Below are 19,699 nucleotides of genomic sequence, written 5' to 3'. Positions count from 1 at the left end.
CCCTTCGGCTCGGCTCGTGTTTCACGTGAAACAGCGCACTCTCCACGTGCTTGACGTTGCCATGAACTAAAGTCGAAGGCTTGGTTCCCGAGAGTGAATCCCCAGTGCTGTCGAGTACTGCCGGGCGCCACTGATTCCCTGGCTTAGATAATAGAGGAGGGTAGCAAGCCTCCAGCGCCAAGACTTCGTTCGCGACGATAGTCCCGTCTCCTTTGCTGAGCTTCGTCGACGTTGAGTGGAGGCAGTCGTCTGGACCGCGCTACAGATGGCCCGTAATCCCTGGGCTTCGCAAGAGGAATCACGGCCTGTAGGGCATCCGTCTGACGCCAGATTGGACCAGGCTGAGATTCTTGCTCGGAGAAGGCTCATGTTAGATTGGGTCACCATCCCTGGGCCTCTGCTCGTCCTTAGAGGAGCCCCACTATCCCCTGCCCACGGCACTGTTGTACGTGGCCGCGGCCCACGGCGCTTTGGGACGCCTCCGTTCATGTGGGGCTATATTGGGGGGTGCTGGCGTCGACAGCGCAGCTTGGCTACAAGGACGAGAGCCAAGGGACCGAAGATGCAAACACTGAAACTGATAGTTACCGATTCGAATGTTTCACGTGAAACGGATGTCCGCATCAGGAGAGATCGTTGTTCTGAATCGGACTAGGGGCCTACGCCTGCCGAGGCACATGGACGGGAGGCGGAGTTCCCTGCGAGCTGAGCGGCAGTGAGCGCGGCGAACAGTGAGCGGAGTCTGTCATGGCCATCGGCAGTCAGAGATCGAATGCCCGTCACGAATCCAACTTCGACCGAGGGTATTCATGCGTTGTACACGAGAGTTGAAGTATTGCCTGACTCAGACCTCAAATTATCGCGCATCCATGGTCGAGGCCCCAGGCAGAGGAGGGCTGTGTATGGCTTTCTCAGCCCCCGCACGGACTTTGCGAGCCTCGGGTTCCATTGCCCTCCGGAGTGGTTCACACGAAAGCTTGGCGTGAAGGACCGGGGTATTCGTCGGTGGAACGTACCGTGTTGAAGTGAGGCTGCCGCTCTCAGGCGTATGTACATACGCTCGGGCTACTCCCAATTGGGAGGAGCGCAGTCAGCTATTCCTCCAGGAATACATATTCACACGAAGAACAGCACAGATGATACTTGCCGGAGGCTGGCACCATATCCAGGCGGCATGATGTCTGTTCCACTCGCGTAGCCGATTCTCGCACTCAGGTACCGCATTAGGTAGAGGAGCACTTGTCTGAAGCCAGCAAACAAAAGTTGCGCTAACCACGGCAACGTCGATCGCCCCCTGGGCGCCGGCGATTCTGGCTGGTTATTTGTCATGCCGTGAAGACTCACCGGTTATGTTCTTAGTGCGACTGTCCCCCTATTAGGCGGCTTACGCCGAGTTTAGATCCGTAGAATTATCAATTTTCATCTCGCTGCATGAGTGCGTTTCACGTGAAACATAACGATGCTGCCTAGCCCGATGATGAATCCACAATGGATAGCCGCGGCTTAGGTCGTAAGTCAGGGGGCGAGGGAACCACAAGTGAAGCCGAAGCGAAGCCGTTTCACGTGAAACATCTCCAGGGCAGCGTCTCTGGAAGTGAAGAGGGCAGCGATGAAGCAGTCGATAGTTCGCGTGCGGGCGCTTCTTAGAACGTGAGCAGCATGAACTCGCCGTCTTGAAATCTCAATTCTTTCCATATGCGGGGCGAACGATGCAACTAGCAGCAGCGGAAGGAATTGAAAATGTCCCCACTAAAGTGTCTGAGTCTCGCGGCTGTTGCGTGACATGACCGCAGGCTCCGCAGAGGGCATTGAGCTCAGAAACGAGGCTCGGTGCCATCGAGATTAGGACCGCAGCGGTCACAGATTCAAACGATGCTGGGGATTCGGAAGGTTTTGTATGCGTGACCTTGGCAGGTTGTCATCGAAAAGACCTCCGGCCTTGGCGAACATATCCAAAGTCCACAGGCATTGTGGCACCAGATCCAGTCGCTCACGCACGACTGATGGATTCATCAACGGCAACTTCCCCGTCGGTCTAAGAGTGAGCTGAAACCTGCCGCCAGGAGTCGGAGTTGTCTTTGTCCGTTTGAATATGACCCCAGGAGAAACGTCCAACCGGGCTCATCTCTCGCCACGGACGACGTACTCCATGGTCCAGTTGGCCGGAGGTGGTGGGGATGTGAGAGAGGGTGTGGCGGAACGCGTCAGGATGTGAGAGAGGGTGTGGCGGAACGCGTCAGGATGTGAGAGACGGTGTGGCGGGAGGGGGTGGGGATGTGAGAGAGGGACGGGTGGGAGGGGGGTGGGGATGTGAGAGAGGGTGTGGCGGGAGGGGTGAGGATGTGAGAGAGGGTCCGTGATTGCCTACCCGAGGTAAGGGGAAGACGCATCGAGGAGTTCGGCGGACGCGCAAGGCGATTGGCGCAACCAGACCGATAAAAACAAACTCTATTGGGTGCAAAATAGTTAGATGCAAAAAAGCCGGCGACCGCCCACTCCTTGAGGAGGGACTGCCGCCGGCTTTCGCTGACTAACTTAAGGGGAACCTAGGACAAGACGTCCGCGAATTCCTTTTCGAAGAACTGCTTCGGCTTGGCGCCGATGACCGTGCTCTTCACTTCTCCCCCGCTGAACAGGTACACAGCCGGGATGGAGGTGATGCCGTACTCGGCGGCGATGGCAGGGTTGTCGTCGACGTTGAGTTTCACGACGTCAACCTTCTCGCCGTATTCAACGGAGATCTCGTCGAGGATCGGGCCGAGCTTGCGGCAGGGTCCGCACCACTCTGCCCAGAAGTCCACGATGACCGGCTTCTCGGAAGCCAGGACGTCCGTGCTGAAGCTTGCGTCAGTTACGTCTTTAGCGTTGCTCATAACTTTTCCCTTCGTATGGTTGCTGGTCTGGTGAAGCTCAGGAATTCAGGTCTGCGAGGTAGTGCTCGACGTCGAGGGCAGCCACACAACCGGAACCCGAGGCTGTGATGGCCTGGCGGTAGGTGGGGTCGATGACGTCGCCTGCGGCGAAGACACCCTTGATGTTGGCCCGGGAGCTACGGCCTTCTACGGCGATGGTCCCCTCGGGGGTCAGATCAACCTTGCCCTTGATGAGATCCGTGCGGGGGTCGTTGCCGATGGCCACGAACACGCCAGTGACTGCGAGTTCGGACTCGGTGCCGTCCACTAGGTTCTTCAGCTTCAGGCCGGTGACCTTGTCACCGCCGAGGACATCTTCCACAGCCGTGTTCCAGACAAAGTTGATCTTCTCGTGAGCCTGGGCACGGTCACCCATGATCTTTGAAGCCTTGAGCGTATCGCGGCGGTGGATTACTGTGACGGACTTGGCGAACTTGGTAAGGAAGAGCGCTTCTTCCATGGCGGAGTCGCCACCACCGATGACTGCGATGTCCTGATCCTTGAAGAAGAAACCGTCGCAGGTTGCACACCAGCTAACGCCGTGACCCGACAAGCGCTTTTCGTTCTCAAGTCCAAGCTCGCGGTAGGCCGAACCGGTGGACAGGATGATCGCCTTCGCTTGGAAGGTCTCTCCCGTGCCGATGGTGACCGACTTGATGTCGCCGTCGAGATTCAATTCGGTGACATCCTCGAAAAGAATCTCGGTGCCGAAGCGGGCCGCCTGCTTCTCGAAGTTTTCCATGAGATCTGGACCCATGATGCCATCGGGGAAGCCCGGGTAGTTTTCCACGTCCGTGGTGTTCATCAATTCGCCACCAGCAGTGACGGAGCCGGCAATGAGCAGAGGCTTCATGTTGGCGCGGGCGGTGTAAACGGCGGCTGTGTAACCGGCGGGGCCTGAACCTACGATGATGACGTCACGCACCTGCGATGCGCTGTTTTCTGCAATGCTCACGTGGCGTGAACCTCTTCCTTAGTCGATGCTGCGGCTTTCGGGGCAGCCACCTGACTCAACCCCTGCAACGGTCCAAATATTCCGTTGGATTTGGAGGGCCAAAAACCCGCCATCATTCAGGGTACCGTCTGGAGGCGTGGCGCATCGAAGCGGGGACGCCGGATGACTGGGGGCCACATCAGTCACAAAGCCTGCTACCTAGTTGGGTAAGCGCACCGAAAACGGAACTACTGGACCGTGACCTCGGCCAAGCGCAGACCAAATCCGAACTGTGTCTTGGGGGCAGCAAGTTTAGGCAGTGTCTTGATGACCACTATGACGTACTGGGTCTGGGTGGGCGCAGCCAGCGGCATCGTCAGTTCCGGGGACGTGAAGCTGTTGGTGCCCACGAGCTTGGCGCCGTCCATTGCGGGGCGATCGTTGGTGTAGACGCTGATGCTTCCACCTGATCCGCCCAATTGGTTCAGCACCACTGACTTGACCTCTGTGGGCTGCTTGAGCTTCACGACCAAGGGCATCTCACCCGAGAGTCCACCCCAGTTGGCGGAAGCGAACTCCATGTCGGACCAGTAACTGGCCGGGTTCCCATCAAATGCTTTGGGAAGGTCTTTGTCGAACGATGCAGCGAACGGGAAATCGCCGAGGCGCGTAATGCCATCGATGGCCGGAGGCGTTGCGGGAGCAGCGGTCTCGCTGGGCGTCGGTTGCTCGGATTCGGTGCCCGCTGATGGCGATGAGGCCGTTGTTTTGTTTGAGGCCGCCGGAGCGCCGCTCGGCAGGAGGCTTCCCAGGTTGGTGACCGCCAGGACAAGGCCCACGATCAACACGGCAGCAAGGAGACCGCCTACGAGCCAACGCATGGAGCGCGGCTCGCGTTCCGGGGTTTCGTCCTCGTAGACCTCTTCATCCTCGTAATCTTCAGTGGCAGCGGCCGACGCCGGGAAACTGGTAGGAGCACGATCGTAACCCGGGTCTGAGCTACCTCCCGTGGCTTGAGACGCGCCACCGGCAGCGAGGCCGTAGTCCTCTTCAGACCAGAGGGAAACCTTTGGTTCGCCGGCAGGCTCGCGAGTCGGTGCGGGCTGCGGGTTCACAGATTGTGAAGCCACAGGCTGCGAGGTGACGGCTTGGGTAGGCGGCTGAACCGGGGCAACGGGCGTGGTAGCAGGCGAAGCTCCGGACGACGGCGACTGTACAGCTTGCGTCCGCGGCTGGCTTCCCGTAGTAGCACCGGCACGGGCACCGGCAGCGGAACCCCCGTCACCGGAAGCCCCGGCGTCGTGGTTCTTGGATCCGGCGTTCTTCAGCGCGGCAGCGGCAGCAACTCCTGCTGCCCCGGCGCCGGCCGCAGCAGCAGCGAGCTTCCCCGCGAGACCACCCCTGGCCGATGACGGGCTGGATGAAGGCATGGGCGGAAGGTTGCTGGCCTGCGTGGCTGGCGCTTCGTGGGAAGCATCCGATTCCGATTGGACCGGGTAGCCATTTTCGTCGTACTGGATGTACTCGGCTTCGTGCTCATCGTCCTCGTAGAGGCCGTCATAGGTTTCGGGCTCGTAGGTGCGGGGCTGCCCGAAGATCTCACTGCCGAGGGTTTCCGTGAAGAACGGTTCCACGTACGGGGGGTGGGTTGCGACTACCAGATCCAAGAGGTCCGGCGCAGTGCTGTGGTTGGTGATCAGGTACGTGGTGTTGTCGCTGACTCCGAGGTCCAGGATCTGGACATGGCCAGGGCGCTCCCCCGTGGCGACTTCGCGGGCGCTCTGTGCTACCTGCTCGGCGTTTCCGGGACCGGCAACGAGGATGCTGACGGGGCGGTTGAGGACCTGGTCCACGCCGTCGAGCACCAGATCTTGGTCATGCGAGGTCAATACGGTGGCCGTGACCTTATAGCGGCCGCCAAGCACTGATCCGACGTCGATCGGGTGGGACACGTGTTCCTCCTAGGCTGTCCGGGAGCTGCGGGTCCTGCACGCGGTCCGCCCGGCGAGCCGGTTGTACCGCTTTTGCAACTACCTGTATTCATTTCTAGCCTAGCCGATTGGCGCCCGCCGCCCATGTTGGCGCCACCGGTTCACTTCTTCCGCTTCTGCCTGGTGTGCTGTCCGGCGCCCCCGTTGGCGGGAAAGTAGGGATTTTGGCCGGGGTCGCCTTGGTAGGTTCGCCTGCCTGGCAACGGGACCTGCGGGTGGAACCTTCCTCCCTTGGCCGTGCTCGGTACGTCCTCATCCGGCAGATAGTTCGTGTGCGGTTCTTCAGAGCCGGAGGTGTCAGAAAAGTCTGAAGTTTTGGCTGGAGCCTCGGCGGCGGGCTCCGGCTCAAGTGCCGGGCCGGCCCTGAAGGAAGTTGCATCGAACTCGCCCGAGATGCGCGGAATCAGACCGGTATCGTCCGAGACCGTGGCGCGTGCCGCCGTCGTGGGTTCAGCAGCGGCCCCCGTCACGGCAGGTGCGCCGCGGCCAAAGCGGCCCATCAGCGGGCGCATGAGATCCCGCAGCTCGGTGACGTGGAAGACGCGAAGCAGGAGCAGATAAGCCACCAGCATGACGGGCCCGACGACGACCACGGTCACCAAGGCCGCCGGCCGGCTGCTCCACGCGAAACCGTCGGCACGGTAGCTGCCCAGGAGCCACAGGGCCAGAGCACCCGCAATCGCAGAACCAAGGCCCGCATAGCCCATGCGAATGTAGGAGTTAGCGATCCGGGGGCCATCGAGATGGCCCATCATGCGGCGCAGGAACCAGACGCTGATCACCACGGAAAGGATGTTCCCCGAGGTGTAGAGGACAGCGATCGCGTAGATAATCTGGCCCACCGGCAGGAACTGAATGATAAACGCGCCCACCACATAAACGACGGCGAGCAACAGCTGCACATAGAGCGGCGTGCGGGCGTCCTCGTTGGCGTAAAACACGCGCGACATCATGAAGTTTGCGCTCATGAACGGTGTGCTCAACGCCAGGATGGTGAGCGTCTGGGCCAGCATGACGCCGTCCTGGGGCTTCCCGCCGGAGAAGAACATGCCCAGCGGGCCAGCCAGTGCGAACAGCGCCAATGCGCCAAAAACTGTTGCGACAGCCATGGTTCGCAGTCCATGCGACAGCGCGTCACGCAGTTCGGCTTTGTTGCCATCCTGGGACGCCCGCGTCATGCGGTTAAAGAGGACAGTGGCCAGCGACAGCGCAATGATCGAGTGCGGCAGCAGGTAGAGCTGGCTCGCAACTTCAAGGACCGCGTTACCAGGGAGAGTGGAGGCCGCTGTGGTCTGGCCTGAATTGTCCAGCCGGAGCCGTTCGGCACCGGGAATCGTGGCAATTTTCATGACGTACAGGAAGGCCAACTGCCCGACGGCGGCGGTCAGCAACGTCCACACGCTCAACTTGGCTGCCTGGCCCAGTCCAACGCCGCGCCACCCGAAACGGGGCCGCAGGCCCAGTTTCAGCCTCATGACGGGAATCAGCAGGATGGCGGTTTGGGCGATCACCCCGAATGTGGAGAACCCGGCAATCAGGAATGTCTGGGTTGGTCCCCAATTGTCGAGTGTGTGCGGATTGGTGTAGTTGGCTCCCAGGATCCAGATGAACATGCCCAGGCCGGCGATGGCCACCACGTTGTTCAGGATGGGAGCCCACATGGCGGGTCCGAACGCACCGTGCGCATTCAAGACCTGTGTAAGGAGTGCGTAAAGGCCGTAGAAGAAGATCTGTGGAAGGCACCAGAAGGCGAAAGTGACCGCCAGGGCCTTCTGCTGTTCCGAGTAGCCTTGGGTCGTTAGGTCGATGACGATGGGCGCGGCCAGTGTGACAAGGGCCGTCAGCGCCAGCAGCACCAACACAGCCAGGGTGAGGAGTCGGCTGATGTAATCGGCGCCGCTGTCCGCACCCTTGCTGGCCTTAATGATCTGTGGGACCAGGACGGCGTTGAACACGCCGCCAGCCACTAACAGGAAGATCAGGTTGGGAAGGTTGTTCGCATTGATGAACGTGTCATTGACCGTTGAACCCAGGCCGAGTGCAGCGCCGAGCATCCACGTTTTGGCGAAGCCAAGGAACCGGGAAACCAACGTTCCGGCGGCCATGATGGCGCTGGAACGTGCTTCTCCGGATTGAACGGACTGGGTAGTTTTGGCTTCAGACATCGCCCTTATCGTCCCATGTAGCCGGGTCAGAGGTGTTCGGGAAGCACTTCCCGTGCCAAATCGGCGATGCGGCGTTCATTTGGGAAGGACAATTTGCGCGCCAATTCCTGGATCGGCACCCATGCGGCGTCCACCGCCTCCTGGTCCGGGTCATTCTCGATGGTGAGTTCGCCGCCAGTGGCCCGGAGCAGGAAATGGTGGACGGTTTTGTGGACCCGGTGGCCGCTCACAGTGAACCAGTAGTCAATGCTGCCCAGGGGCGCCAGGATGTTACCCTCGATGCCGGTTTCCTCGGCGATCTCGCGAACGGCAGCTTCCTCGTTGTTCTCCCGGCCTTCCGGATGGCCCTTGGGCAGGCACCATTCAAGCCGGCCACCCCTATTAAGGCGGGCGATAATCGCGACCCGGAGTTCGCCGTCGGACGTGTCTACTACGACGCCACCCGCAGACACTTCCTCCACAGTGGGAAGCGAGGCCTGGACCGGGTGCTGCGGGGCAGGCGCGACGTGGGCGCCGATTGCCGACGGCAACGGTGCGTTTGTCCTCCTGCCAGGAGCGCTCGGGATCGGGTTGGCCATGAGGTCCACTCTAACGACTCTTGCCCTCGAGTGATGACCGGGACATGGCCGCAAGATGGACTGCAGGAGACACGCGTTACGGGTCCGCTGGTTTTCGGATGCAACTCTGGCCCAATGCTGCGGAAAAATCTGCCAAGCTTAAGGAACTATGGCGCACGTATTGGACAGCTCTTCAGTTAACTTCACCATCGATCCGGTGGTGCTCGATCTCGGGCAGCGCTTTGTCGACGCCGGCTTCGAGCTGTCCTTGGTTGGTGGACCTGTGCGCGACCTTTTCCTGGGGAGGACCTCCCCGGACCTGGACTTCACCACAGACGCGACGCCCGATCAGACGATCTCCGTCATCAAGAAGTGGGCAGACAACTTTTGGGAAATCGGACGGGCTTTCGGCACGATCGGGATGAAGAAGAACGGCTTCCAGATCGAAGTCACCACCTACCGCGCCGAGGCGTACGATCCCGACTCGCGTAAGCCCGTAGTGGCCTTTGGCAACTCCTTGACGGAGGACTTGCTGCGCCGCGACTTCACCATCAACGCCATGGCCCTGCGCCTGCCGAGCCTGGAGCTGGTGGACCCTTTCGGTGGCGTCCGGGACCTCCACGCCTCCGAACTCGCCACTCCCGGCGCGCCTGAGGCGTCCTTCTCTGATGACCCCCTGCGCATGATGCGGGCGGCTCGTTTCGCGTCCCAGCTTGGCGTGTCGGTTCACGACGACGTCCGGCTCGCAATGTCCCAGATGGCCGACCGCATCAAGATCATCTCCGCCGAGCGGGTCCGCGATGAACTCGTCAAACTGATTAACGGCGCGCACCCGCGCGTGGGTATCGATCTCCTGGTGGATACCGGGCTGGCTGAGTTTGTCCTTCCTGAGGTATCCGCGCTTCGCCTGGAAGCCGATGAACACCACCGCCACAAAGACGTGTATCAGCACTCCCTGCAGGTCCTCGAACAAGCTGCTTCACTGGAAACCGGCGCCGACGGTCCCGTACCAGGGCCGGACTTTGTGCTTCGGTTCGCTGCGTTGATGCACGACGTCGGCAAGCCGGCTACGCGCCGGTTCGAACCGGGCGGCGCGGTGAGCTTCAGGCATCACGATGTTGTGGGCGCCAAGCTGACGGCCAAGCGAATGAAGGCGTTGCGCTTTGACAACGAGTCGATCAAAGCCGTGTCCCGCCTGGTCGAATTGCACATGCGGTTCTATGGCTATGGAGACGCTGGCTGGACGGATTCTGCCGTCCGCCGGTACGTGACCGATGCCGGTCCGCTGCTGGAACGCCTGCATCGGCTCACCCGATCCGATGTCACCACGCGTAACCAGCGCAAGGCCGACCGCTTGTCCTTCGCCTACGATGACCTTGAGCATCGAATCTCTGCGCTCTTGGAACAGGAATCGTTGGCGGCTGTCCGGCCGGACCTCGATGGAGCGCAGATTATGGCGCTTCTGGGGCTAAAGCCAGGTCCTGTCGTCGGCAGGGCCTACAAGTTCCTCCTGGAAGAACGGATGGAACACGGTCCGCTGTCCCCGGAGGAAGCCGAGAAGAAGCTCTTGGCGTGGTGGGAAGCGCAGCCCGAGTCCGCCGTCGTCGAACCTTCAACCGAAACCGCCGCAGAAACCAAGGAGTCCTCATGAACGCCGCGATCTCCCCGCGTCCGCAACTTTGGATCCTTCGCCACGGCGAGACGGAATGGTCCAAGAGCGGCCAGTACACGGGCCTGACCGACCTTCCCTTGACCGTCGAGGGTGAGCAGCAGGCTGTCGAAGCGCGCAAAGTCCTTGAGGGCATCGACTTCGACCTCGTTCTGACCTCCCCACTGCGTCGCGCCCGCCGCACGGCTGAACTTGCAGGTTTTCCCGATGCCGTCCACGAGCCGCTGGCGGTGGAATGGAACTACGGAGACTACGAAGGCGTCAGCTCCGACCTCATCCGCAAGGACAATCCGGACTACCTCATCTGGACGGATGGCGTGCCCAACGGCGAAACGCTGGACGAAGTGGCCGCCCGCGCTGACAAGATCATTGGACGTGTCCTGGAGTCAGGCATGGACAATGTCCTGGTAGTGGCACACGGGCATTTCTCCCGTATTCTCACAGCGCGTTGGCTGGAAATGGACGCCAGGGAAGGCCGCCACTTCATTCTTGGAACTGCCAAAGTTTGCACGCTTGGATGGGATAAGCGGACGCCGGCGATTGTCCGTTGGGGCCTCTGAAACGCGAATTTAGAAAAACTTTGGCCAAATAGCGAATTGCACTGGCCAAGGCTCCTATTCATGGGGTAGCTTATATCTTGTTCCCAGAGCGACCCGCCGGGAACAAGGCGCGCATTACCCCGGTTAATCAGTCGGGACGTAATGCCACAGCGGAAAAGGAGGTTGGGAAAAATGATTACTTTGACTAGCGGATGGAATGTGACCGTCACTGCTACCCCGGCCTCTTGCGCTGATCGACGCCCTTTTTCGAAGCATTTTTCGAAGCGCTGACCACTCCCTGAACCACCGGACCGGCTCCAACGCCGGCGGTCTTCATGGCCACCCGTCAAGGGTGGCATTCTGAGCAGTCAGTTGTAGGCGCAGACCCACGCAACAAGCCGCGGGTGCGCAGTTTCCCCAAAGTTCGGAACCAGCTTCTTGTTGGGGACGGCTGCAGGAAGCACACGCAATTGTGCATGATCATTCGCCGCTCCCGTACAGGTCTGCCTACTCCCCTTATTAGCGCTGGACTATTGTGCGCTCTTTTATGCCTTGATTTCTCCTGAATTCAATTGGCTTTATTTGTTGTGCCCAATTCCGGCAATTTCCTGCAATGAAAGGAGGTGAACCACATGCCAAAGCGCCCCAAGGACCTGCGCTTCTACAGGAGCAGCGATGCTCCCAAGGAACGCACGCTGTTCAACGACCAGTTGCTCAAGCAAGGTCGTGAAGACGTCTTCGTCGTCCTGCACCAGATGGGACTCATCCGTTGATGCCCTTCAGCCCTTCCGAAGGAGTTTCCGGTGCCGCAGATGCATGCTGAACCACAGGAAGCCCACGCGGCTACGCGTGGGCTTCCCCCTTTTAACTGGGCGATCAGAGCTGCTCCGGTGGCGTTACCCAAGCTGCCTGACTGTAAGCTCGATTTATGCAGGAGACGAAGCCGCACCGGCAGCGAAAACGTGCCCGCTTTGTGGTTCCAAGCCGCAGCGACTCCCTGCTTCGTAACTTCACGGAGGTTGTAGGTGGGCCCTTGGGCCGGCACTCGGCACCAGGACAGATCTCCCACGCACCGTTCACGGTTGAACGCGTCCTCGTTATCCTCACCGTGATAGCTGCTCTGCTGGCCGTGCTGGCGAAGGACTATTGCCGCGTCAATGGCTGGGAGACGCCCACGCAGTTTTACGCCACGTGCTACTCCGACTTCCCCGAGCTCTTCCGCAACCGCGGCCTGGGCGATGGAGTGTTCCCCTTCTTCACGCAAGGCAGCTTGTTTGAGTATCCGGTCCTCATGGGGATCATCGCAGGCTTGACGGCGCTACTCGTGCCAGGAAAAGGGGTGGGCGCCGAACGCATTCTGGGCTACTTCGACGTCAACGCAACGCTGATCGTTGCCGTATGGATAATTACCGTCCTCCTGACCGCCCGAATGAACAAGCGTCGCCCCTGGGATGCCGCCATGGTGGCCCTGGCCCCGGGAATCGTCCTTGCGGGGTTCATCAACTGGGACATGTGGGCGGTGGCCCTGCTCGCGTTGGCCATGTACTTCTTCTCCCGCGACAAGTTGATCCTGGCGGGAATCTGCATCGGGCTGGGAACGGCCACCAAGCTGTACCCCATCCTCATTCTGGGTGCCATTTTGGTATTGGCGCTGCGCAGTGGTCGTCTGCGGGCCTTCTTGATGACTGCCGCGGCCGCTGCCGCGGCTTGGCTGGCCGTCAACCTGCCCATCGCGGCAATGAACCCGTCAGGCTGGCGCTACTTCTTTGAGTTCACCCAGGAACGGCCCGCCGGGTACAGCTCGCCCTGGTTCGCGTTCAACCTCGTGGCCGATCGGCTTCAATGGATCCAACTTAACGCCGCCACTATCAACTCGCTTGCGCTGAACCTCTTTGTTATTGCTTGTGCGTTGATCGGTGCCCTGGCTTTGACGGCGCCCAAGCGCCCGCGCCTCGCCCAGTTGGCCTTCCTGATTGTGGCGGCGTTCATCCTCACAAACAAGGTGTACTCCCCCCAGTTCGTCATCTGGCTCATTCCGCTTCTTGCCCTTGCAAGACCGCGCTGGCGGGATTTCCTGGTTTGGCAGGCCGCTGAAGGCCTGCACTGGGCTGCCATTTGGATGTACTTGGGCATGGCCACCAGCGGTGGGTCCGTGCAGCACAACATAGACATGTCCTACTACGTCCTGGCTGTGGCCCTGCACATGGTTGCAACGGCGTACCTGATGGCAAGGGTGGTGATGGATATCTGGGATCCATCGCAGGATCCCCTGCGCGCATTGGGCGAAGACGATCCCCATGGCGGGCCCTTCGAGGGCACCAAGGATTGGCTCAGGATAAACCTTCTCCATCCGTCCACGTCAGTTCTCCCCTGGCGTTCAAGGGTTGAGCCTGCCGAACCTAAAGCGTCCCGGCAGTTGGAGGTGAGCAGCGATGGCTGACGTCGCCGTCGTTGGTTCTGGTCCCAACGGCCTGGCCGCGGCAGTGACCATGGCCGGCGCAGGGCTGGAGGTACATCTGTATGAGGCCGCCGATGCCATTGGAGGCGGAACCCGGACAAGCGAGCTGATCGAGCCGGGATATCTGCACGATGTATGCTCCGCGGTGCATCCAATGGCAGTGGCGTCTCCTTTCTTCAAGGAATTCAACCTTTCGCAGCGCATTGAGCTGCGCGTGCCTGAAGTCCAGCACGGGACGCCGTTGGACGTGGGCGGAGCCGCCCTCGCTTACCAGTCCTTGGAACGGACCACCATGGAACTGGGGGTGGACGGCCCAGCGTACCGTCGCCTGATTGCGCCGCTCCTTGCGCGCGTCAACGGAGTAGTGGACTTTACCTCCAACCAGTTGCTCCGCGTGCCCAAGGATCCGCTTGCGGCTGTGTTGTTTGGTCTCGCGACCCTTGACCAAGGAACACCGTTCTGGGGACGGCGCTTCCGTGAAGAGGCTGCTCCGGCCTTGCTGACCGGTGTGATGTCCCATGCGTTGGGCTCCCAGCCCTCGCTTAGTTCCACGGGTGCCGGACTTTTGCTCGCCGTCCTGGCCCACGCCGGCGGATGGGTGGTACCGGTGGGCGGATCGGCAGCTATCGCAGGGGCAATGGCCGAGGACCTCATTGCGCACGGAGGGACCATCCACACCGGTGTGCGCGTGGATTCTTTCGACCAGGTCAGGCCGGCAAAGGCCATCCTGCTGGATGTTGCACCTCCGACGCTGGCACGTCTGGGCGGCGCTGAGATACCCGACAACTATCGTCGGGCATTGGATGCATTCCGCTTCGGGAATGCGGCCTGCAAAGTGGACTACATCCTGTCCGAACCCGTTCCCTGGCTGGCCCCTGGCCTGAAGCAGGCGGGGACGGTTCATGTGGGCGGTTCGCGAATGGCCATGGCCGAATCCGAGAACCTCGTGGACATGGGCAAACACCCAACGGAGCCCTACGTGCTGGTTTCCCAACCGTCCCTTGTGGACTCGTCGCGGGCACCGGCGGGGCGACACATCCTATGGACGTATTGCCATGTGCCGGCTGGCTCCGATACGGACATGGCTGAGGCTGTCACTGCACGGATTGAGCGATACGCACCCGGCTTCCGGGACGTGGTGGTGGCCTCGAAGACCACGACGGCGGCCGAACTGGCCGTTTACAACGAAAACTATGTGGGTGGCGACTTCAGCGCAGGATTGTTGGATTTGCGGGGTCTTGTGCAGAGGCCAGTAGTGTCCAGCGTGCCTTGGCGTACACCGATGCCGGGCGTCTACTTGTGTTCTTCATCCACCCCGCCCGGGCCTGGTGTTACAGGGATGCCCGGGTACCATGCGGCGAAGCATGCCCTCAAGGACATATTCCAGCTGCCGGTACCCGGGCTCGGCCTGACTGTCGGTTAGCCCGGACTCAGGCCAGGCTGCTGTTTAGTTTGCAGCCGTGAAGCGTGCGCGGCGGTGGGCCGGGCTCTCGATTTCATCCAGCATGGCAACGGCGTAGTCCTGCGAGGAGATGCTGGTGCCGGCGGGGGAATCCTTGGCCACGTTGTATTCGCCGGTACGCTCACCGGGTTGGATAACGGGAGCGGGGGCAAGTACCGTCCAGTCGACGTCCTCGGGAGTCTGCTTGACGGCTTCCAGTGCCTTCGCAGCGGTGGTGGCTTCCGCCCTGTATGCCTCGGGGAAGTCCGGGGAATCGAGGAGCCGTACGCCGTCTACCTCGAGGGTGCCTGCACCGCCAACGATCATGAGGCGGGTTCCTTCGGCGTTGCTGTAAGCCGTGGCCATAGCATCGAGCCATTCTCCATGATCCCCGCCGGTGCGGCTGGGACCCGTAGCCAGCACAACGACGTCGTGGTCCTTTGCGATGGAGGCAAAGACCTCCGCGTCGGCCAAATCGGCTACCTGGGCAGTTGCGCCGGCGATCTGGGCGCCCTTGCGGGAGATCGCCGTGACTTCATGGCCGCGGGTGATGGATTCATTGACGATTTCACTGCCGACCATGCCCGTTGCGCCGTAGACTGCGATTTTCATGTCTCTCCTTTGGGTTGCTATCCTTGCGATAACACGAAGGTATCTATTGGATACTGATAGCTTCAAAGGAACTGAGTTACCTCATGGATACTAATGCCCTCCCAGGGAACGTCCTGGATCCCAATTGCCCATCACGCGTGATCTTCCAAAGAATCGGCGACAAATGGGCGTCTTTGGTGATCCAAGTCCTCGGTGGCGGGCCCGTTCGGTTCTCGGAGCTGCGCAAGATGGTCCATGTTGTCACGCCGAAGGTCCTGACGCAGACGCTGCGGGCCCTGGAACGCGATGGGCTCATTACGCGGACCGTCCACGCCCAGGTGCCGCCGCGAGTGGATTACGAACTCACACCCATGGGTGAATCCCTCCTGCAACCGCTCACGCTTTTGCGTCAGTGGGCGGAGAGCCACGTCCCCACGATTCTCGAAGCCCGCGACACCTACGACGAAGCGCAGGATGAAGCTCTCCTCGGCTCCCCCTAGTTGGGCAGGGCGGACGAGAGTGCGGCGCGGCTGATTCGTCCGTCACGCATGGTCGCGACGGAGTCTGTCAGGGGAAGGAACTCCGTATCATGCGTGACCATCACAGTAGCGGTGGAGAACTCGTCCGTGATCCGGCGCAGCAACCTGACGATCGATTCGCTGCGTTCGTGGTCCAGGGCTGCGGTAGGTTCGTCCACCAGCAATACGGTGGGGCTGCCCATGAGCGCCCTGGCGATGTTCACCCTCTGACGCTGCCCGCCGGATAGCTGGTGCGGCCTCTTGTTTGCCGATGCGGCCAAACCCACGATCTCCAGGAGCTCATGGGCTTTACCGAGGGCCTCACGGACAGCCTTACCGCGCAGGTGGTCCAGGATTAGCAACTGCTCGACGGCGGTCAGCGACGGAAGAAGGTTTGGCTGCTGGAAGATGATGCCCACCTTGTCGCGCCGCAGGGCTGTGCGTTCGGCGTCCCTGAACGCTGAAACGTCCTGACCGTCGATGACGACGAGTCCGGAGGTGGGCTTCACGAGTGTGGCCGCAACAGCCAAGAGCGAGGATTTGCCGGAACCGGACGGACCCACCAAGGAGAGGAACTCCCCGCGTCCAACTGCAAGGTCTACGGCGTCCAAAGCCTTGAGGGTTGAGTCGCCATCGGGATACTCAAGGGAGATGTTGATGAGATTCAATGCATGGGTCACGATGTATGCCTTTCTGGGAATGTTCAGAACTTAGTTGCCACCGAGGGCAAACAGCGGATCTACTTTGGTGACATTCCGGACCGCGAGGACAGCGCCGCCCAGGCCCAGTACTACGACGCCGACAACAGGTACCAAGGTGGTCAAAGGCGTGACGAGGAAGGGCGCCGCGCTGGCCGCGAGAAGTCCGCCCGCCAGGCCCAGCAGACCCCCACATACGGCGCCTGCCAGCAACACGATCGCCGCCTGAGCCAAGGCATCTCGCAGGACATACCCGGAAGAGCCGCCGAGTGCTTTGAGGACCGCGATGTCGCGCGTACGCTGCACTGTCCAGACCGTAAGGAAGGCCACGATCACCAAGGCAGAGATTCCGTAAAGAAATGCCTGCATGAGCATGAGCGAACCGTTCTCACTCTTGTACGAGGCGAGAGCCTGGAACGAGCCGACGGGATCCATGCTCACCGTGCCAGCCGCAGCGTTGGCGGCATCAACGCCGACGGAGGCACCGGCGTCGTAATTTATGGCCAAGACCGTGGCGGTGCCCTGGGGAGCGTGGGCGGCCTTCCGCCAGGTGTCGAGCGTCGTCCAGACCACGCCGGTGTGCGAGTACCACTGGTCCCGCACAACTTCTGAAACAGTCAGCTCGATCCCACCGACCTGGACGCGGCTGCCGGCCTCAAGGACCAGGTCCTTCGCAAGCGTTTCGCCGACCACGACGGTCCCGTCCTCAACAGGGGCAGGAGCCGTCGAACCGCCAAAGACTGCCACATTTGCGTTTCCGTTCGGAGTGCCACTGCCGGCCAAGGATTGGAAGCGCGTTTGGCTGATGCCCACCGCGTCTGCCGATGAAACGCCGGGTTGTTCCCGCCAGGCCTCGAGCTGGGCATTGGAAACCTCAGACTCGGTGTAGGAGGCCTTCGGCTCCCCACCCGCGGGTGCGCCGAAGACGATCTGCTGTGCGGGCAGTGATTCAATGGCCGATGTCGACTGGTTTCCGAGCCCGGCAGTAAGCCCCGAAAGCATAACCAGCAGCAGTGTAATAAGTGCGACAACGCTCCCCATGAGCGCGAAGCGGCCCTTGGCGAAGCGGATGTCGCGGATGGCAAGAAACATCAGAATCCTTTGCTTGGATGCGGGCTTGGTCCCGGCTGAATCCACTCTTCCGTCCAATGGATTCGTGCACATCGGGAGCCCGATGGATTCGCTCACATCAAGGGGTTGAACCGGCCATCATCCGATTGGTTGATTCCTGCTTCACGACGCGGAATTGTTCAGGGAGCGGCGCAACGCCGGGGATAGGCTGGGACGCATGCAGGAGACTCCTACGGGCACCGCCACAATCCTCCGTGTGCTGCGGATAAGTCTGCATGTGGGCTTCGCGGTGCTGCTGCTGGTGGCAGTGGTGCGGCTCCGGGCAGGCACTGCGGGCAGTCCGTCGCCCGTGGCTGTCATTGCTGGACTGGGATTGTCAGCCGCCTTGGCCCTGGTGTACCTCGTGGGAACCATCCTGGAGAAGCGCCACGCCACCCGAGCCGGCCGCTTCGATCCCACACCTTACTCAGGTTGGTGGCTTGGCGTTGTGATGGTCTTGTGGCTGTTGCTTCTCCTGGTCAGCGGCGATTTCGCATGGGTTGCCTTCCCACTCTTCTTCCTCCAATTGCACGTACTCCCCCGGCGTCTCGCCTTGCCGGCAATCCTGGTGAGCACCGCTTTGCTGGTTGGTGCCCTCTGGTTCCACAGCAGGGGCTCGGCCGACGGCGGCCTGCAGCTTGCGATGGTCCTGGGACCCATGTTTGGGGCTGGCTTTGCTGTGGTCACCGGACTGGCATACCGTGCCTTGTTCCTGGAGGCCGAGAATCAACGCATTGTTGCTGATGATCTCCGACGAACACGGGCTGAATTGGCCAAAACCCAGCACGACGCCGGGGTTCTGACGGAGCGCGAACGGCTGGCCCGGGAAATTCATGACACCTTGGCACAGGGGTTTTCCAGCATCGTCCTGATGGGCAGGTCTGCTGGGAAAGCCTTGGACGAGGGTGACGTGAACGCCGCGAATGAACGGTTGAGGATCGTACAGGAGACCGCGTCAGCCAACCTTGCGGAGGCCCGGAGTTTTGTCCGTGATCTCCGGCCACCCGCTTTGGAGGAGTCCGATCTGGTGGACACGTTGCGGAGGCTTTGCGCGAAGACTGAGACGGAAGCAGCCGCCCGGGGAACCGCACTGCGCTGCCGTTTCGAACTTGTGGGCACCCCCTTGGACTTGCCCAATACCTACCAGACCACCCTGCTTCGGGCCGCCCAGGCCTCCCTTGCGAACGTGTGGGCGCACGCCCGCGCAAGTGCCGTCGTCGTGACTTTGTCCTTCCTCGGCTCGGAGGTAACTCTGGATGTTTTTGACGACGGTGTGGGTTTTGAGCCGTCGGCCGTGGGGGTCAACGCGCGCGGGGACGGCACCGGCGTCGGGCTTCAGAGCCTGCGCGAGCGGCTGACTGCACTGGAAGGCAGCCTGGATATTGAATCGGCGCCTGGCGAAGGAACCGTAGTTGCCCTTCGGGTGCCGCTGCCCGCCCGGGAGGGTGGGGCATGAACGACATCCGCATCCTCCTGGTGGACGACCATCCTGTTGTGCGGGCCGGCCTCCGGGCGATGCTCGCTGATTTTCCTGGTGTCAGCGTTGTGGCCGAAGCGGCGGACGGTGATGCGGCGCTGTCCGAACTGGGCAGGTTGAACACCCTGGGTGAGGCTGTGGACCTGGTGCTGATGGACCTGCAAATGGGTAACGGTATGGACGGCGTGACGGCCACGGGCAGGATCAAAGCCGGCGAGGCCGGGACTCCCCCGCCGCCTGTCCTTATCCTCACCACCTACGACACGGACGCTGACATCCTCGCCGCTGTTGAGGCGGGTGCCAGCGGCTACATGTTGAAGGACGCCCCGCCTGAACAGATCCAGCAGGCTGTGTTATCCGCTGCCGCTGGTCAAACCGCGCTGGCCCCGGAGGTGGCGGCCCGGCTCATGGGAAGGATCCGGAATCCGTCGCCCGCATTGAGCCCCAGGGAAGTCCAGTTGCTGGAACTCCTGGCCACCGGAATGGGCAACCGCGCCATGGCGAAGCAGTTGTTCATTTCCGAGGCAACAGTGAAGACACACTTGGTGCATATCTACTCCAAGCTCGGCGTGGACAACCGAACAGCGGCGATTGCGGTGGCGGCGCAGCGCAGGATCCTTCGGCAACGTTAAGTCATTT

At 61.2% G+C, this 19,699-nt stretch carries 16 protein-coding genes; 8 read left to right on the top strand and 8 right to left on the bottom strand.

Going from position 1 to position 19,699, the window contains the following annotated elements:
* Positions 1–2,546: 2,546 nt before the first annotated feature.
* The 5 genes from trxA to AC1DD7_RS05935 form a co-directional block, all read right to left on the bottom strand.
* Positions 2,547–2,873 (bottom strand): thioredoxin, encoded by a 327-nt coding sequence (gene trxA, locus AC1DD7_RS05955; RefSeq protein WP_216924410.1) that lies wholly within the window; start codon positions 2,871–2,873, stop codon positions 2,547–2,549.
* Between the two features lie 37 nt (positions 2,874–2,910).
* Positions 2,911–3,867, bottom strand: a complete 957-nt coding sequence (gene trxB, locus AC1DD7_RS05950) for a thioredoxin-disulfide reductase (RefSeq protein ID WP_477514213.1) — start codon at positions 3,865–3,867, stop codon at positions 2,911–2,913.
* A 227-nt stretch (positions 3,868–4,094) separates the two neighbouring features.
* Positions 4,095–5,798 carry an ABC transporter substrate-binding protein gene (locus tag AC1DD7_RS05945; RefSeq protein ID WP_477514212.1) on the bottom strand — a complete coding sequence of 568 codons (1,704 nt, stop codon included), beginning with the start codon at positions 5,796–5,798 and terminating at the stop codon, positions 4,095–4,097.
* A gap of 140 nt (positions 5,799–5,938) precedes the next feature.
* Positions 5,939–8,002, bottom strand: a complete 2,064-nt coding sequence (gene murJ / locus AC1DD7_RS05940; RefSeq protein ID WP_477514211.1) for a murein biosynthesis integral membrane protein MurJ — start codon at positions 8,000–8,002, stop codon at positions 5,939–5,941.
* Between the two features lie 26 nt (positions 8,003–8,028).
* Positions 8,029–8,532, bottom strand: a complete 504-nt coding sequence (locus tag AC1DD7_RS05935; RefSeq protein ID WP_216924651.1) for an NUDIX hydrolase — start codon at positions 8,530–8,532, stop codon at positions 8,029–8,031.
* Between the two features lie 196 nt (positions 8,533–8,728).
* On the opposite strand from AC1DD7_RS05935, the gene AC1DD7_RS05930 reads away from it, so the two are divergent.
* From AC1DD7_RS05930 to AC1DD7_RS05910, 5 genes are all read left to right on the top strand, one after another.
* Positions 8,729–10,210, top strand: a complete 1,482-nt coding sequence (locus tag AC1DD7_RS05930; protein WP_477514210.1) for a CCA tRNA nucleotidyltransferase — start codon at positions 8,729–8,731, stop codon at positions 10,208–10,210.
* On the top strand, positions 10,207–10,788 hold the full coding sequence (locus tag AC1DD7_RS05925; protein WP_442005263.1) for a histidine phosphatase family protein: 582 nt from the start codon (positions 10,207–10,209) through the stop codon (positions 10,786–10,788). Before AC1DD7_RS05930 ends, AC1DD7_RS05925 begins: the two co-directional genes overlap by 4 nt.
* A 611-nt stretch (positions 10,789–11,399) precedes the next feature.
* Positions 11,400–11,540, top strand: coding sequence for a hypothetical protein (locus AC1DD7_RS05920; protein ID WP_431117340.1), 141 nt, complete (start codon positions 11,400–11,402; stop codon positions 11,538–11,540).
* Between the two features lie 155 nt (positions 11,541–11,695).
* Positions 11,696–13,207 carry a glycosyltransferase family 87 protein gene (locus AC1DD7_RS05915; RefSeq protein WP_477514209.1) on the top strand — a complete coding sequence of 504 codons (1,512 nt, stop codon included), beginning with the start codon at positions 11,696–11,698 and terminating at the stop codon, positions 13,205–13,207.
* A complete protein-coding gene (locus AC1DD7_RS05910; protein ID WP_477514207.1) occupies positions 13,200–14,648 on the top strand; it encodes a phytoene desaturase family protein in 1,449 nt (482 codons plus the stop codon). The genes AC1DD7_RS05915 and AC1DD7_RS05910 overlap by 8 nt, the downstream gene beginning before the upstream one ends.
* A gap of 24 nt (positions 14,649–14,672) precedes the next feature.
* Here AC1DD7_RS05910 and AC1DD7_RS05905 read toward each other — a convergent pair whose 3' ends face one another.
* Positions 14,673–15,278: an NAD(P)-dependent oxidoreductase gene (locus tag AC1DD7_RS05905; protein WP_477514206.1), complete on the bottom strand. Its 606-nt coding sequence runs from the start codon at positions 15,276–15,278 to the stop codon at positions 14,673–14,675.
* An 83-nt stretch (positions 15,279–15,361) separates the two neighbouring features.
* Here AC1DD7_RS05905 and AC1DD7_RS05900 point away from each other — a divergent pair, with 83 nt between their 5' ends.
* Positions 15,362–15,757 (top strand): winged helix-turn-helix transcriptional regulator, encoded by a 396-nt coding sequence (locus AC1DD7_RS05900; protein ID WP_477514205.1) that lies wholly within the window; start codon positions 15,362–15,364, stop codon positions 15,755–15,757.
* On the opposite strand, the gene AC1DD7_RS05895 is transcribed toward AC1DD7_RS05900, so the two are convergent.
* Both AC1DD7_RS05895 and AC1DD7_RS05890 read right to left on the bottom strand, forming a co-directional pair.
* Positions 15,754–16,455 (bottom strand): ABC transporter ATP-binding protein, encoded by a 702-nt coding sequence (locus AC1DD7_RS05895; RefSeq protein ID WP_477514204.1) that lies wholly within the window; start codon positions 16,453–16,455, stop codon positions 15,754–15,756. The genes AC1DD7_RS05900 and AC1DD7_RS05895 overlap by 4 nt on opposite strands.
* Before the next feature lie 30 nt (positions 16,456–16,485).
* On the bottom strand, positions 16,486–17,565 hold the full coding sequence (locus AC1DD7_RS05890; RefSeq protein ID WP_477514203.1) for an ABC transporter permease: 1,080 nt from the start codon (positions 17,563–17,565) through the stop codon (positions 16,486–16,488).
* A gap of 196 nt (positions 17,566–17,761) precedes the next feature.
* Here AC1DD7_RS05890 and AC1DD7_RS05885 point away from each other — a divergent pair, with 196 nt between their 5' ends.
* Together AC1DD7_RS05885 and AC1DD7_RS05880 are read left to right on the top strand one after the other, a co-directional pair.
* The gene (locus AC1DD7_RS05885; protein ID WP_477514202.1) at positions 17,762–19,039 is read left to right on the top strand and encodes a sensor histidine kinase; all 1,278 of its coding nucleotides are present in this window, start codon (positions 17,762–17,764) and stop codon (positions 19,037–19,039) included.
* Entirely contained in the window at positions 19,036–19,692 is a 657-nt protein-coding gene (locus AC1DD7_RS05880; protein WP_477514201.1) for a response regulator, read from the top strand. Before AC1DD7_RS05885 ends, AC1DD7_RS05880 begins: the two co-directional genes overlap by 4 nt.
* The last annotated feature ends 7 nt before the right edge of the window (positions 19,693–19,699 follow it).

This window comes from Paenarthrobacter sp. 10L412 (assembly GCF_056395565.1).
Note: the sequence above shows the minus strand (reverse complement) of the source record. Positions and strands in the feature narration are given on the sequence as shown.

Excerpts from the sequence above, each read along its gene's own strand:
- trxA (WP_216924410.1), bottom strand. The coding sequence starts at position 2,873 with ATGAGCAACGCTAAAGACGTAACTGACGCAAGCTTCAGCACGGACGTC.
- murJ (WP_477514211.1), bottom strand. The coding sequence starts at position 8,002 with ATGTCTGAAGCCAAAACTACCCAGTCCGTTCAATCCGGAGAAGCACGT.
- AC1DD7_RS05930 (WP_477514210.1), top strand. The coding sequence starts at position 8,729 with ATGGCGCACGTATTGGACAGCTCTTCAGTTAACTTCACCATCGATCCG.
- AC1DD7_RS05925 (WP_442005263.1), top strand. The coding sequence starts at position 10,207 with ATGAACGCCGCGATCTCCCCGCGTCCGCAACTTTGGATCCTTCGCCAC.
- AC1DD7_RS05920 (WP_431117340.1), top strand. The coding sequence starts at position 11,400 with ATGCCAAAGCGCCCCAAGGACCTGCGCTTCTACAGGAGCAGCGATGCT.
- AC1DD7_RS05915 (WP_477514209.1), top strand. The coding sequence starts at position 11,696 with ATGCAGGAGACGAAGCCGCACCGGCAGCGAAAACGTGCCCGCTTTGTG.
- AC1DD7_RS05910 (WP_477514207.1), top strand. The coding sequence starts at position 13,200 with ATGGCTGACGTCGCCGTCGTTGGTTCTGGTCCCAACGGCCTGGCCGCG.
- AC1DD7_RS05905 (WP_477514206.1), bottom strand. The coding sequence starts at position 15,278 with ATGAAAATCGCAGTCTACGGCGCAACGGGCATGGTCGGCAGTGAAATC.
- AC1DD7_RS05900 (WP_477514205.1), top strand. The coding sequence starts at position 15,362 with ATGGATACTAATGCCCTCCCAGGGAACGTCCTGGATCCCAATTGCCCA.
- AC1DD7_RS05890 (WP_477514203.1), bottom strand. The coding sequence starts at position 17,565 with ATGTTTCTTGCCATCCGCGACATCCGCTTCGCCAAGGGCCGCTTCGCG.
- AC1DD7_RS05885 (WP_477514202.1), top strand. The coding sequence starts at position 17,762 with ATGCAGGAGACTCCTACGGGCACCGCCACAATCCTCCGTGTGCTGCGG.
- AC1DD7_RS05880 (WP_477514201.1), top strand. The coding sequence starts at position 19,036 with ATGAACGACATCCGCATCCTCCTGGTGGACGACCATCCTGTTGTGCGG.